Source organism: Pontibacter harenae, from assembly GCF_020907245.1.
In the GTDB taxonomy this organism is placed as follows: domain Bacteria; phylum Bacteroidota; class Bacteroidia; order Cytophagales; family Hymenobacteraceae; genus Pontibacter; species Pontibacter harenae.
Genome location: NZ_JAJJWH010000063.1, coordinates 1 through 14,555 on the forward strand (window position 1 = coordinate 1; position 14,555 = coordinate 14,555).

Here is a 14,555-nt window from a genome sequence, read left to right on the forward strand (position 1 = left end):
TCTGCCTATAAAATGGTCTCCACTCAAAGGTAGCAACTCCAGTGCACCTTTGTAGTCGGGTTCGGACAAACTGAAAAAACAGCACAATGTTCTATGGCTATTCCATAACCGATCTAACATTAGAGACCCGACTTGGGACTGCATTCCCCTTGCCGTAGGCCACTCTTGAACACCTGGACATAAGAATTGTAAACTTCATAAAAGCATATCTAACAAACAGGGAATCATGGAACCAGCCTATCTGCCTGTAGTTGCTCAAACAGCTCAAAAAATGAATCGTCCGTTCTCTGATAAACATTAAATCCCAGCTTACGGCTCTTGGACATGTCCGTCATTACTTCAATGGGACGCCCCAGATCCAGGTCAGTGTGCCAGGCAGAGGCTAGTTTGCCTAAATCAGGCTCGGCCAAGCCATGCCGTTCCGCAACCTCACGCCACACCTGGTTATCTTTTGCCAGTTCAGCTTCTAAAGGACGAATGGTGCCGTCAAAACCCAAGGGTTCAATCCCAAACCAATCGGCTATGCGCTTCCACAGCCAGCTCCATCGGAAATAGTCTCCGTTAACCACATTGAAGGCTTCGTTTCGGGCTGCTTCCGTGGTGGCGGCCCACACTAGGTGCTTAGCCAGTACCCGGGCATCCGTCACATCGGAGAGCCCGTTCCACTGCGCCTCAGAGCCGGGCCAGCGGAAGGGCCGTCCCGTCTCTTTGCAGATAGTGGCATACACCGCAAGGGTAGTTCCCAGGTTCATCATGTTACCTACTGCCTTGCCAATGACGGTGTGCGGTCGATGAACGCTCCAGGAGAAATCGTCCCTGGCAGCGGCGGCATACACTTCATCCTCCTGGGCATAGTAGAAGTTTTCTATATCCAGACGGGGCTGTTCCTCACGCAAAGGGGTTTGGGGCAGGAACCCCTCTTTGGCATATGCCTCAAAAGGCCCCAGGTAATGTTTCAGACCCGTGACTAGGGCTACGTGCTCCACGGTTTTCTTGGGCGACAGAGCATTTAACAGATTGCGTACCATGGCGGCGTTCACCCGTATGTTTTCGGCTTCTGTTTCCATGCGCATCCAAGTAGTGATGAACACGTGCGTGGGATTGACCGTTGCCAAAGCTTCCTGTAGGCTTTCTGGTTGCAGCAGATCGGCCGCGATCGGTTGTAAGTTTGATATATCCTGCTTCGGATTGCGGGCCAGGCCGTAGGTAGTCCATCCTTTGGAAATCAGCTCTTGGGCTAGGTTGCTTCCGGTTATTCCACTTGCTCCTACTATCAAGGCTATTTTGTTCATATCTAATAATTTAATTATAATCTAACATTCTGTAAGCTAGGCCAAGCGTGACGCCTAACACCTGCTGTCCTTAGAGTATACGAGAGTGTGCTTGAAAAGAAAACGTAAAAAAGCTGCACAGGATAACAAACTATTGTTTAATCTACTCCATTCTTGTAATGTAAGTGCGGTATCCCTACTCCATATCCTACTTTACAAAGTATGACGGAAGTTAGAAAATGATCTTCAATTAACATAATGAATTATTTCAGGACAAGTCAGTATGAGCATATATTGAACTATTATTGTTCCATATAATGCTCCGATTGACAACACCGCTATTACTCAGCCTGAGTAGTAATGGATAAGAGGTGATCTTTATCTTAAAGATCTACAAGATAACAGCTACCCTTAAACTACATTAAGCCTTTTTCTTATAGTTGTTCATACGTAGCGTTTGCAACGGTAGGGTAATTTTGCGTTGTAAAATAAACGCTATAACAATGAAGAGAGTATTAATCACAACAGCCATTATAATATCGATATTTGCTTTTCAACTGGAAGCAAGAAGCCAATCTAACACTTCAAAGGGCAGAAAAGTAGAAACAACTGTAGCTACAGAGAAAGCAGCCGTAGAAAAGCTGATTTTCGCTTACCGAGATGCACTAAATGCCTCTGATGCCAATAAGGTTACTGCACTCTATACAAAGGACGGTGTCCTGATGGCAAGTGCAGCCCCAACAGCCGAAGGAGCTGATCAAGTGAGAGGAACCTACCAGTATGTGTTTGACAACTTTAACTATGACCTACAGTTTAACATCCTGGAAATTGAGGTAAGCGGCAACACAGCGTATGCTAGGTCTACCTCTAAAGGGTCCTTTGTAATAAAGGGGAGCGGGCAGACTGTAGCTGACGAAAACCGTGAACTGTTTGTGTTTGAGAAAGTAAACGGGCAGTGGAAAATAGCTCGCTATATGTACAATAAAGCCAAATAACCCACTACACAATATTGGAGCAGGGGCTGACGTAAATACAACTACGTCAGCCCTTATTGTTTATCGTTGAACAGGGCCAAGGCTTTTAGGTGCTTTTTTCTATGAGACCATAACCATTGTTATTTGTTGCTTGTGTAGCTTTACAGCTCCGAAGCACACATCACTGAATCATTGAGCTTATGACTACCTCCTTCAATGCCTTGATTGAGCACTTTAAAAACTATTTCCCGCTGGATGAAAAAGAGCGTGTAGAGTTATCAGAGCGCTTCAATGAACGTAAGATCAAGCGCCGCGGCTTTATCCTGCAGCAGGGAGATGTGTGTCGCCATTTTACCTTTGTTGTTTCGGGCTGTTTTAAAATGTATGCAGTGGACCAAGCCAGCAAGGAACATAACTTGCAGTTTGCGGCGGAAAACGACTGGATAACCGATCTGAGCAGCTTTTACTCTGAAAAAACAAGCAGTGTTTATATAGAGGCTATTGAGCCCTCCGTGATCCTTCAGATAAAGCATGCAGACCTGCTTTATCTATACACGCACTTTCATAAGTTCGACCGCAACTTCAGAATTATCATCGAGCAAAAGTACATTGAGCTTCAGAACCGGGTACTGCAAAGCATCAGCTCCACAGCCGAAGAACGGTACCTGTCCTTTCTAGAGCAGTACCCGAATTTAGCTAATCGCTTGCCCAACACGCAAATAGCATCCTACCTGGGCATCACACCAGAATTCCTGAGCAAGATAAGAAAAGCCCTTACCCACAAAGCCTGATATGCTGCCAACCTGGCTCCAAGGCTTAAACTAGTTTAAGGGTATTTGTTAAGTTAGTTTATTGGCCTCATAGCCCTATATGTCGGATCTTTGCACTGTTTTTAAACCAGTAAACAATGCAAAAATCCATTAGAATAAGGCTTCTTCTGGTACTACTGATGGTGGCTAATATAACCTTCAGTCAGGCCCAGGATCCTAAACGGCTAAGACATTTTCTACAAGCCACCCCTACTCCAGCCAATGCCACCCCCTACGGTAACAACCCTAAGGCAGGGCGCTATGTGAAAGCGGGTGATGCGAAAATTTACTATGAGGTTTATGGTAAAGGGGAGTCTATTGTTATCCTTCATGGCGGTATAGTGGGGTCTACTTTAGAGATGGCACAATTCATAGACAGCTTATCCCAAAGCTACCAGGTTATTGCTGTGTCCACAAGAGGACATGGCAAGTCAGAAATGGGCTCGCAAGTACCTAGTTATGAGCGTAAGGCAGAGGACGTCAATGCTATTATCAAAGCGGTAACAAAAGACAGTGTAACAGTTTTAGGATTCAGTGACGGTGCTTATACCGGGTATTTCCTTGCCGCGTCTCACCCGGAAAAAGTAAAGAAGCTGATTGCAATCGGTGCTGGGGAGTGGAAGCAGGGCTTCCGAACTTTCAACAACTCCCGAGAAGTGCTTTTCGGCATGGACAGTATCTACTTTAAGCAGCAACTCACGCTGATGCCCGAGCCGCAAAGATTTGAGGAGTGGTTAATGACTTTGAATAGGTACTATAACTCGATTAGCATAGGCAAAGAAACGTTGGGTGCCATTGATTGCCCTGTTCTGGTGATGGCAGGCGAGCTTGACCAAAACGCTCCGTTGAAAACCGTCATCGCAGCTTACGAAATGATTCCGAAGGCGCAGCTAAGCATAATTCCCAATGCACCGCACCCTGTCTTTCTGGTAAACTTCCCTGCTGTATGGGCAAGTATGACGCCTTTCCTGAAGCAGTAGGTATTAGCTTAGCAGAGCAAACATTCATCACTTGAATACTTTTCCTAAATGGAAATTAACGAGGCATTGACTAAGGAAGTGTTGATCCATCACCTTACTGCTTTCGGCAACAATGACCTTGATGAGCTCATGAGAGACTACACGAAGAATCAGCGGTGTTGACACCGAGCGGGCCCCTGAAAGGATTGGCTGCTATAAGAAAGTTCTTTACAGATTAGTTTTTCACCATACCGATAGGCTTGGCCTTTGAAATGAAGAAAATGAATGTTATCCGTAATGTTGGTTACGTAGTTTGGTCCAGTGAGTCAGCTAATGCCAAAATCCCGATGGGAACGGATACTTTCCTTCTTGAAGGAGATAAAGTAAGGTTCCAATCTGTTGCGGATTATCGAATAAATAAATAGCTATTATGATGAAAGCGGTTTCCTTTAAACATATACTAGTTTTTGTACTGGCGGTACTTGGCTTGCATGTAACTGCATATTCGCAGGAATTCGTCTCCCCCACGCAACCTGTTGAGTTAGGTAAAGCACCTGGCGTAAAAGTCAAGTTGCTGAGTGCTGATGGGCAGAGCAAAAACTATGTTTTGATATTTGCTAAGGGTGATGAAGTGCGTTCGGGCTTAACTGAGTTTGTTCAAAAGCACAATGTGAAGACCGCTCACTTTACCGCTATTGGTGATGCGACCTCTGCCAAGTTCGGCTTTTTTGATTACGACCGTAAGATGTTCAAAGTCATACCAGTCAGCGACCCTTCTGAAGTATCATCTTTAAATGGCAATATCGCAGTACTAAATGGCAAACCAGTAGTTCATATTCATGCTAATGTGGCTACCGAGGATGGCACGGTTCGCGGAGGTCATGTGCTTGAACTTGTTACTGGCCCTACGCTGGAAGTGTTTCTTACAGTTGAACCAACCACGCTCTATAAAAAGGTTGATCCTAAATTTGGCGCGGCTATCATTGACCCTTCCCTGGAGCATTAAGCCCTTGCTTGAAGAAATAAAACAAAGGCTTCACTCTTTGATTAAAACTAAAATAACTAAAAAATGAATGCTCAAGACGAAAAATTAGCGGCCGAAAGCCTCATCACCAATTACGCAAACGCATTGAATTCAGCCGATGCAGGCGCTATACCTGCTTTCTTTACCCATGATGGTCAGTTTATGCCCGATGGGTTCAGATCGTTAACAACTGCAGATCTGGCTAAGAGAAGCAAAAGCATTCTGGAGAAAAGTCAATTTCACATCAAGTATAGTCTGCGTGACATTGTCGTTGACGGTCAGTTTGCCTTCATTGAGGCAATGGCCCAGACAAGATCTAACTTAGCGGCTACAGGTGGCGAGTCGACCCAGGTTAGCCGAGACTTCTTTGTTCTGCGTAAAGAGCAGGAGAACTGGAAAATCCTCCGGTACATCTTCAATAATGTAGAGAAGCAGTAATTGAGGTACCTCTTACATAAGGTATTCAATCTTTCATAAACGATACATTTAGTGCATGAGCTAGTGCACAGGAGTGACTTAAACTGAAAAATGAGAAACTTTATAGTGGTAACAATGAGCTGTTTTCTGCTCGTTTCAACCAATTTGTTTTCCCAGGAAATCAAGTTTCACGAAAATAAACTTGAACCTGTTAATGTGTCTATGACAATCGAAAAGCTTAAGGGGAGCAAGGTAGTTAAAGTAGTAAAGGATACCGCAGTGAAAGAATTTGATGAAGCTACTTTCATAAAGGTTAACGGAACTAGTTTCAAAGATGGGACTATAGAAGTTAAGGTGCTGAGCCGGCTACTTGAAGACGCTCCTGAGTTTGCACGAGGGTTTATTGGTGTTGCCTTCAGAATAAGCGAAGACAATTCAAAGTTTGAGAGTATTTATATCCGCCCAACCAATGGCAGGTCGGAAGACCAGGTACGGCGCAACCATTCTGTTCAGTATTACGCTTACCCCGATTATAAATTCGACCGGCTCAGAAAGGAGAACCCGGAACGGTATGAGTCTTACGCTGACATGGGATTGAATGAGTGGATTACGCTGAAAATCGTAGTGAAGGGTAAAAGAGCTAAACTCTTCTTAAACGACAATAAGCATCCCTCACTTATCGTGAATGATTTAAAACACGGAGAAAGTACAACAGGCGCCATCGGCCTTTGGGTGGATGTTGGCACAGAGGGCTTTTTCAAAGATTTAAAGCTCTATACCCATTGATCAGATCGGTAGTGACTAAATAAAATCGTATAACAGGTATGAGGAATGTCCCTACCTATACGCAAAATTTAATACAGAAGCATGAAAGCGGCAGTACTATATCATCCTGGCGGCCCCGAGAACTTCGCTTTGGAGGATAAACCTATTCCAACTCCAGGCGCTGAACAGGTGTTGGTAAAGGTAAAAGCCTTCGGCCTGAACCGCTCCGAGTTGATGACGCGCAAGGGCCTGTCACCGAGCGTTCGTTTCCCCAGGGTGCTGGGCATTGAATGCGTGGGGGAAGTTGTACTTGATCCAACAGGAAAATTTAAGCCAGGGCAGAAAGTAGCTGCCTTTATGGGTGGTATGGGGCGGGACTTTGACGGAAGCTACGCTGAATTTGCGGTGCTTCCACAATCCATACTCTATCCGTTCGAAAGCCACCTGAGCTGGAAACTGTTGGGAGCTATCCCTGAAATGTTCCAAACTGTTTATGGATCACTACACCTGGCGCTTAAAACCGAACCCGGTGAATCGATACTTATCAGAGGCGGCACTTCCTCCATTGGAATGCTGGCGACCCAGCTGGCTAAAAAAAGTGGCCTTACCGTATTGGCTACCACCAGGAAGCCAGAGAAGATAGAGCTGTTGAAAGGCAACGGAGCCGACCATGTACTTATTGATGACGGAAATCTGGAAGGAAAAGTCAAGGCCATTTATCCAGAGGGCGTGCATAAGGTCCTGGAGTTGATCGGTACCTCAACCCTTAATGATTCGTTGCGCTGTACTGCCCCAGGTGGTACGGTCTGTATGACGGGCATGCTTTCAGAACAGTGGTCAGTGGCAGATTTCACCCCCATGGAATACATTCCCGCTACTGTTCACCTTACAATTTATGATAGCGGGCAGATCCGGGTAGACGGGCAAAGTTTTCAGCAGTTTATCCGCGATGTGGAAGCAGGTACTATTAAGCTGAGTATCAACAAAACTTTCCCGATCATAGAAATTGCAGCGGCACATCAGTTCATGGAAAGCAATTCGGCTGGTGGTAAGATTGTGATTCTTACCGGGGATTAGAGACAAATAATCAAAGTATACATCATGAATTCAACTAACTGCCAGGCAGATGCACTAGCGCAGACCGACACCCTATTGGAGAAATTCCGCGAGGACGTACTCGAAGGATTGCATAGCAGCCCAAAAAGGCTTCCATCAAAATATTTCTACGACAAGACTGGAGATGTGCTGTTTCAGCGAATCATGGCTAGTCCAGAGTACTATCTAACCAACTGTGAACTGGAGATATTTCAAAGCAAGACTGCTGAGCTGGCTCAAACCATCAATTCTGTTAATGGAGATTTTGATTTGATTGAACTGGGGGCTGGTGATGCCACAAAGTCACAGTACCTGCTCAAGTACCTTTCAGAGCAGAGAGCTATCTTCACCTATGTACCCATCGATATATCGGGCAACATCCTCTCGATACTGGAAACCAGGTTGAAGGCGGAAATAACAGACTTAGATGTAAAGTGCCTGGAAGGGGAGTACTTCGAGATGCTCAGTAAGGCCGCGGAGTTATCCGACAGGCGGAAGGTAGTCCTGTTTCTGGGGGCCAACATCGGAAACATGGAGCCTCAGGCGGCCAGCGTCTTTTGCAGAGAGCTACGGGCACGTCTGAAGCCTGGGGATCTAGTGCTGATGGGTTTTGACTTAAAGAAGCATCCCAAACTTATTCTGGATGCCTATAGTGACAGCGCCGGCATTACCAGCAGGTTTAACCTGAACCTACTCCATCGCGTTAACAAGGAACTTAACGGTAATTTTGACCTGGACCAGTTCGAGCATTACCAGAACTACGATCCGCTTACCGGGGCCTGCAGAAGTTACCTTGTAAGTAAAATTGACCAGGAGGTGCTTGTAGACGGTCAGCCTGTACACTTCTGGCAAGATGAAATCATTTACATGGAGATTTCTCAGAAGTATGACACAGAAGAGATTGCAACCATGGCAAAACAGGCAGGTTTTGTGCCTATCGGGTACCATACGGATAGCAGGAACTGGTTCCTTGACACTATCTGGCTGTGTGTCGATTCATACTAAAACACGTTTTGCCGGTTCTAAACCTGCTGCTTAGAGCCAGCTAGGTCTCTAGTTCTATTTGTCGCCCACTCCAGAATTCGCTATGATTGTTGTTGAAAATTTGTCCAAGCATTACAACCATTCCGTTGCTGTACAGGATGTGTCCTTCGAGGTAAAGGAAGGTGAAAGCCTTGTCTTGCTGGGAACAAGCGGCTGTGGCAAGACCACCACGCTGAGGATGATCAATCGCCTGACAGAGGCTTCATCCGGGGAGGTGTATATCAACGGTAAAAGTATATTTTCTCAGCCTGCCGACCTTCTTCGCAGGTCCATCGGCTATGTGCTGCAAAACAATGGGCTGTTTCCGCACTACACCGTGGCTGAAAACATTGCACTCGTACCGAAGTTGCTTGGTTGGAGCCGCCAACAAATAGAAGAACGCACAGCATTGCTGCTGAAAAAACTGCACTTGTCACCAGAAAGATACTGGAACGAGTACCCCTCCCGCTTAAGCGGCGGACAGCAACAACGCGTTGGGCTAGCGAGGGCATTGGCTGCCAACCCTCCCATACTACTGATGGATGAACCTTTCGGAGCATTGGATCCTATTACCAGAGCAAGCGTTCGAAAAGAGTTCAGAGACTTGGACGAATTCAGTAAAAAGACCGTTGTCTTGGTTACCCACGATATACAGGAAGCTTTCGAGCTGGGGGACCGGATTTGCCTGATGGATAAAGGCAGAATTATGCAGCATGGAACGCCCGCAGATCTGGTGTTCCGGCCTGCGAATGATTTTGTGTCGAACTTTATAGGCCAAGAGCGGTTTTTATTAGGGTTGAAGGCGGTTAGCATTTCGGATGTTTGGAACTTGCTTGACTCGGATGAGACAACTGGACAGTTAGAAGCGGCCACTATGAGGGAGAGCCAAAACCTTTGGGAGGCTATGGAATATCTTTCTGAATCAGGCGGTGCACGGGCAGTAGCTGTCTATAACGAAGAAAGCGGTGAGCAAAGGAAAATCATGGTTTCCGATATACTGCGCCTCCTGAACCAATTTAAACAAGACTATTAGGATGAATCAACAGCAAAACCTGTGGGAGTTCTTCCTGTTGCAGGGCGATAAAATTCTCAGCCAGACCGTTACCCACATCGGGCTTACCTTTGCGTCCCTGCTGCTGGCCATGCTGCTTGGGTTGCCCTCAGGTATGTTAATTGCCAAAAGAAGAAGGCTCTCCGGTCCTGTGCTGGGTACAGCAGGCATATTTCAGACGATTCCCAGCATTGCCTTACTCGGCTTCATGATTCCCCTGCTGGGCATAGGCACCTTACCCGCCATCGTTGTTCTTTTCCTTTACGCATTGTTGCCTGTAGTCAGAAACACCTATGTCGGCATTACGGGTGTGGATGAAGCCGTAAAAGATGCCGCCAAAGGCATGGGCATGACGGAAAGGCAAATACTTTTTAAGGTGGAGCTACCTTTGGCTCTGCCTGTTATCATGGCAGGCATCAGAACTGCTACTGTCATCAACGTTGGTGTGGCGACTCTTGCTGCCTATATTGCAGGCGGGGGCCTGGGCGAGTTTATTTTCGCAGGCATCGCCCTCAACAACACCAATATGATCCTGGCTGGAGCCATCCCTGCATCCCTGCTGGCTGTGCTGTTTGATTACCTTCTCGGAAAGGTACAGCTGTTGCAACCCACCCGCATCCGAAAAGCGGCCCTGGTATTCTCTGTAGTTACTGTGTTTATATCAGGTGCTTACCTCATACCTTCTACTGGCAATCAACTACTGGCGGGTTTTGAGCCAGAATTCATGGGACGTACGGACGGGTATCTGGGACTGAAGTCTAAGTATAAGTTGGACATCCCCACTGTGGTGATAGGTGACGCGGTGATGTACAAAGCCCTGTTTGAGAATAAGCTGGATGTGATTGGCGGATACAGTACAGACGGCCGCTTAAAGGCCTATGATCTGAAAATCCTCAAAGATGACAGGACGATATTCCCTCCATACTACGCAGCCCCTGTCGTTCGCGCCGAGGTTCTGGAAAATTACCCAGAGCTTAGGAACGCGCTTGGTCTACTCAAAGGCATGATTGATGACGCCACCATGACCGACTTGAATTACCGTGTCGACTTCTTGAAGCAGTCTCCAGAAAAAGTCGCAAAGGACTTCTTACTCTCAAAACAGCTTTGGCGGGTTCCGCAAAAGGGTAACGGAGGTGTGATCCGGATTGGGTCAAAAATTTTCGGGGAGCAGTACATCCTTGCCGAGATCTACAGTATGCTGATCAGGGGGCATACCAATCTGGAAGTTGAAACAAAGACAGGCCTTGGCGGCACCAAAATATGCTTCGATGCCCTGCTTCATAAGCAGATTGATCTGTATCCGGAATATACCGGAACTGGGTTACTGGTAATTCTACAGCCGGATCCCCAAACAGTGGATTCTCTGATCGCTTCCAGGGAGAAGGTTTTTCAATTCGTGCAGGAGCAATTCGAGAAGCGATATGAGTTAATCTGGCTGGATCCGATTGGATTCAATAACACTTATGCCTTGATGATGCGCAGAAGGCAGGCCCAGGCTCTGAACCTCAAAACAATCACTGATTTAAAACAATATCTTGAAGAAAATGACTGAACTTGGTTTAGCAGAAGCTTATAAAAAGGTTAGACAAGCATCAATAGACATATGCCAGCCGCTGAAAGCAGAAGATTATGTGATCCAGCCCATTGTCGATGTAAGCCCTCCCAAATGGCACCTGGGTCACAGCACCTGGTTTTTTGAAACATTTATCCTAAAGCCGCATGCCCGCCACTACAGGGAATTTCACCCTGCCTATAACTATGTTTTTAACAGCTATTATGAAACCGTAGGTGCCCGTGTCATCCGCACCGACAGGGGAAATTTAAGCCGGCCAACTGTAGAGGAAGTCTACGACTATCGAAACTTTGTGGATCTTGCCATGGCAGATTTTCTGAAGGACGATCCTGAGCCTGAGGTAAAAGAACTGCTGGTGCTTGGCCTCAATCATGAGCAGCAGCACCAGGAGTTACTTTATACAGATATTAAGTACATTTTAGGACATAACCCGCTATTTCCCGCTTACGGAATCAACCCAACGGAAAAGGTCATAGAGAAGGAGGCGGCTGGGGTAGTTAACATTCCTGCTGGCATTTATGAGATAGGATTCAAAGGAGACGGCTTTTGTTTTGACAATGAACTGGGCAGGCATAAAGTTTACCTGCATGAATTCAAAATTTCCAAAAATCTGGTCTCAAACAGGGAATACCTGGAATTTGTGGAAGATGGAGGTTATAGGGACTTCAGGTACTGGCATGCCGAGGGATGGGATTGGGTGAATAGCAAGGGAATTTCAGCTCCCTTGTACTGGTACAACATGAACGGCAAATGGATGCATTATACTTTGTCAGGACTACAGGAAATTCCGCCTGCCGAGCCTGTATGCCACATCAGTTATTATGAGGCAGCCGCCTATGCGGCATGGAGAGGAATGCGACTGCCGACCGAAGCGGAGTGGGAAGTTGCTGCGGATCAAATTAAATGGGGGAAACGCTGGGAATGGACCAACAGTGCCTACCTGCCTTATCCAGGTTACAAAAGGGCGGCCGGTGCGGTTGGAGAGTACAACGGGAAGTTCATGGTAAACCAAATGGTGCTCCGCGGTGCGTCCGTTGCCACACCGGCTGAACACAGCCGGAAAACCTACAGAAATTTTTTTCATCCGCAGCATCAATGGCAGTTTACTGGAATCAGGCTTGCTGAATAACAACAGTACTACTGCTAAAAATGGTCTGCTACAGATATATGAAGTTTAAGCTTATAAATTAGTTGGCATTAAATTAACATCAATCTCTATTGACGCGAACAGGAAATAATTTATGGTTCTTCCCATAACCCTGGTTTTGGCGTCCATTGGTGTCAATCCTTGCCAATTGACTATCTTCCAATGTGCAAAGTCTTTTGTTGTTTGCCTATGTATGAATTATTCTTTCAAAAATTCCAAGAGAAGGTTCCGCTTACTGACGAAGAGCAGGAACAGATTAAGGCGTACCTAACCCCGAAAAAGCTACGGAAAAGGCAGTACCTGTTGCAGGAGGGGGAAGTTTGCAAGGCCATCGCCTTTGTAGAACGAGGAGCACTACGGGAGTACTCCGTCGATAACGGAAGCGAACATATTCTTCAGTTTGCCATAGAAGGCTGGACGATCTCAGACTTGTTCAGCTTCCTGACTGGAGAGCAAGCCACGTACAATATTGACGCATTGGAAGACGCCGAACTGGTGCTGATAACCAAGGGTGCGCACGAAGAACTCCTTAAAAAACAACCTAAGTATGAGACCTATATGCGGCTGCTCATAACAGGTGCCTATATAGCCCTGCAAAGGCGCCTTACCTCTAACATCAGTTTGCCTGTAGAAGAACGTTACACAAGCTTTACAGAAATGTATCCGGATATTGCCCAAAGAGTGCCACAGCATATGATTGCCTCTTTCATGGGCGTAAAGCCTGAAACCTTGAGCCGGATCAGAAAGAAAATGGCAGATCGGAAATAAATCCGCCTCACGTTTCATTGACAATAGTCAAGAGTGTTTCTTGACTTTGCGCAATGCTTTAGGGCATGGCGCGGCGGTAACTTTGCATTGTTGAAAATCTAAACATGAAGACAATGCAGACAATCGCCATCATTGGGGCCTCCGGAAACATGGGCTCAGGCATTTCAAAAAGCCTGTCAAAAGGCAATTACAGATTACTCCTGTGCGCCAGTGGGCAAGATAAAGTGCAGGCAGTAGTTGAGGAGATCAAAAGCGGCAACCCTGCTGCGGACGTAGAGGCCATAGATTGCTCTGTGGAGGCATCCTGGGAAGCAGACATTATTGTTATGGCGGTTCCTTTTGCCGTGGAGAAAGAGGTGGCTCAAAAAATTCAGGAAGTCGCCAACCAGAAAGTCGTTATCAGCATTTCTAACCCGCTAAACGACACCTACAATGGATTGGTGACAGCGCCTGACACCAGCGCGGCAGAAGAGCTGCAAAAGCTGTTGCCTAACGCTAAAGTAGTGAAAGCATTCAATACCACCTTTGCTGCCGACTTCACAACTCCAGTGATAGCTGGCCAGCAAGCAGATGCCTTCATAGCAGGCAATGACGAAGAGGCTTTGCAGACTGTCTCTGAACTGGTAAGCACAGCTGGCTTCAATCCTATCATAGCTGGTGATCTGGCTGTTAGCAGGACTCTGGAGCGCATGCAGCTTTTGCTCATTCAACTGACCATGAAGTACGACTACAACTGGCTGGCGGGCTGGAAAATCCTACACCAGTAAGCCTATCATATTTTATAGAACATTTCGAACATATATATATCAAATTAAATCAAACCCAAAATGAAAAATTTATTAATCCTCGTTTTCGCTGTCCTGTCTCTTTCTGCTTTCACTATCCTGAACAGTGTTTGGAAAAACGATGACGCACATTCGCAACTTAGCTTCACCGTTTCCCACCTGGGTATTGCAGATGTTACCGGCACGTTTAATGATTTTGATGCAACTGTTACTTCCTCGAAACCAGATTTTAGCGATGCTTCCTTTGAGTTGACTGCCAAGACAGCCTCCATTAACACAAGAGTAGAAGACAGAGATAAACATCTCAAGAGTGCAGACTTTTTCAATGTAGAGAAGTACCCAACCCTAACCTTTAAAAGTACTTCTGTTAAAAAGGCAGATAAAAACAACTATAAGCTCAAGGGCAACCTTATGCTGAATGGAGTTACCAAGCCAGTCACGATGGATCTTGTTTACAGGGGCACGGTAGAAAACCCGATGAGTCAAAAGCAAACCGCGGGCTTTCAGGTAACGGGCACTATCAAACGTTCTGACTTTAACCTAGGCAGTGGGTTCCCAGCTCCTACGATCAGTGACGAGGTCCGCATCAAGGCTGACGGTGAATTTGTGCAATAACAGAAGTTGAAGAACTGACACTGAAGTTTGAGGGGCGTTGCCCCATTGATGCTGGCACACGGGTTGGAAAATGGGAAAGCTTTTTTCTGTGGATCCAACCCAGTTCCCTGTCCTCTTCGGCCTTGACGCAGAGGGCAGGGAACATTTGACTGCTGTAGTACTATTTCTTAACAAATGTCAATGCTTTGCTTTTAAGCAGCATCTACCTTTACATGTTAACGAGCAAGAGTTGCTGTAACTTACAATTAAGCAAACCAAGCTAGTATGCGACGGGAACAA

15 protein-coding genes are annotated in these 14,555 nt (G+C 46.2%); 14 read left to right on the forward strand and 1 reads right to left on the reverse strand.

What is annotated here, in order from left to right:
• Nucleotides 1-224: 224 nt before the first annotated feature.
• A complete protein-coding gene (locus LN893_RS19090) occupies nucleotides 225-1,292 on the reverse strand; it encodes an SDR family oxidoreductase (protein WP_229972879.1) in 1,068 nt (355 codons plus the stop codon).
• A 482-nt stretch (nucleotides 1,293-1,774) separates the two neighbouring features.
• On the opposite strand from LN893_RS19090, the gene LN893_RS19095 reads away from it, so the two are divergent.
• The 14 genes from LN893_RS19095 (at nucleotide 1,775) to LN893_RS19160 (ending at nucleotide 14,276) form a co-directional block, all read left to right on the forward strand.
• On the forward strand, nucleotides 1,775-2,266 hold the full coding sequence (locus LN893_RS19095) for a YybH family protein (protein ID WP_229972881.1): 492 nt from the start codon (nucleotides 1,775-1,777) through the stop codon (nucleotides 2,264-2,266).
• A gap of 179 nt (nucleotides 2,267-2,445) precedes the next feature.
• Nucleotides 2,446-3,036, forward strand: coding sequence for a Crp/Fnr family transcriptional regulator (locus LN893_RS19100; protein WP_229972883.1), 591 nt, complete (start codon nucleotides 2,446-2,448; stop codon nucleotides 3,034-3,036).
• 116 nt (nucleotides 3,037-3,152) lie between these two features.
• Entirely contained in the window at nucleotides 3,153-4,034 is an 882-nt protein-coding gene (locus tag LN893_RS19105; protein WP_229972885.1) for an alpha/beta fold hydrolase, read from the forward strand.
• 409 nt (nucleotides 4,035-4,443) lie between these two features.
• Entirely contained in the window at nucleotides 4,444-5,019 is a 576-nt protein-coding gene (locus LN893_RS19110) for a PPC domain-containing DNA-binding protein (protein ID WP_229972887.1), read from the forward strand.
• A 63-nt stretch (nucleotides 5,020-5,082) separates the two neighbouring features.
• Nucleotides 5,083-5,475, forward strand: coding sequence for a YybH family protein (locus LN893_RS19115; RefSeq protein ID WP_229972889.1), 393 nt, complete (start codon nucleotides 5,083-5,085; stop codon nucleotides 5,473-5,475).
• A gap of 201 nt (nucleotides 5,476-5,676) precedes the next feature.
• Nucleotides 5,677-6,240 (forward strand): 3-keto-alpha-glucoside-1,2-lyase-like domain-containing protein, encoded by a 564-nt coding sequence (locus LN893_RS19120; RefSeq protein WP_229972891.1) that lies wholly within the window; start codon nucleotides 5,677-5,679, stop codon nucleotides 6,238-6,240.
• A gap of 81 nt (nucleotides 6,241-6,321) precedes the next feature.
• Nucleotides 6,322-7,296: a zinc-binding alcohol dehydrogenase family protein gene (locus tag LN893_RS19125; protein WP_229972893.1), complete on the forward strand. Its 975-nt coding sequence runs from the start codon at nucleotides 6,322-6,324 to the stop codon at nucleotides 7,294-7,296.
• A 24-nt stretch (nucleotides 7,297-7,320) separates the two neighbouring features.
• Nucleotides 7,321-8,319, forward strand: a complete 999-nt coding sequence (gene egtD / locus LN893_RS19130; protein WP_229972895.1) for an L-histidine N(alpha)-methyltransferase — start codon at nucleotides 7,321-7,323, stop codon at nucleotides 8,317-8,319.
• A gap of 100 nt (nucleotides 8,320-8,419) precedes the next feature.
• A complete protein-coding gene (locus LN893_RS19135) occupies nucleotides 8,420-9,370 on the forward strand; it encodes an ABC transporter ATP-binding protein (protein WP_369427708.1) in 951 nt (316 codons plus the stop codon).
• 1 nt (nucleotide 9,371) lies between these two features.
• Nucleotides 9,372-10,940, forward strand: a complete 1,569-nt coding sequence (locus LN893_RS19140; protein WP_229972897.1) for an ABC transporter permease/substrate-binding protein — start codon at nucleotides 9,372-9,374, stop codon at nucleotides 10,938-10,940.
• Entirely contained in the window at nucleotides 10,933-12,090 is a 1,158-nt protein-coding gene (egtB, locus tag LN893_RS19145; RefSeq protein ID WP_229972901.1) for an ergothioneine biosynthesis protein EgtB, read from the forward strand. The genes LN893_RS19140 and egtB overlap by 8 nt, the downstream gene beginning before the upstream one ends.
• Nucleotides 12,091-12,297: 207 nt before the next feature.
• Nucleotides 12,298-12,876: a Crp/Fnr family transcriptional regulator gene (locus LN893_RS19150; protein WP_229972898.1), complete on the forward strand. Its 579-nt coding sequence runs from the start codon at nucleotides 12,298-12,300 to the stop codon at nucleotides 12,874-12,876.
• A 104-nt stretch (nucleotides 12,877-12,980) separates the two neighbouring features.
• Nucleotides 12,981-13,643 carry an NADPH-dependent F420 reductase gene (locus LN893_RS19155; protein WP_229972899.1) on the forward strand — a complete coding sequence of 221 codons (663 nt, stop codon included), beginning with the start codon at nucleotides 12,981-12,983 and terminating at the stop codon, nucleotides 13,641-13,643.
• Between the two features lie 60 nt (nucleotides 13,644-13,703).
• Nucleotides 13,704-14,276, forward strand: coding sequence for a YceI family protein (locus LN893_RS19160; RefSeq protein WP_229972900.1), 573 nt, complete (start codon nucleotides 13,704-13,706; stop codon nucleotides 14,274-14,276).
• Nucleotides 14,277-14,555 lie beyond the last annotated feature (279 nt).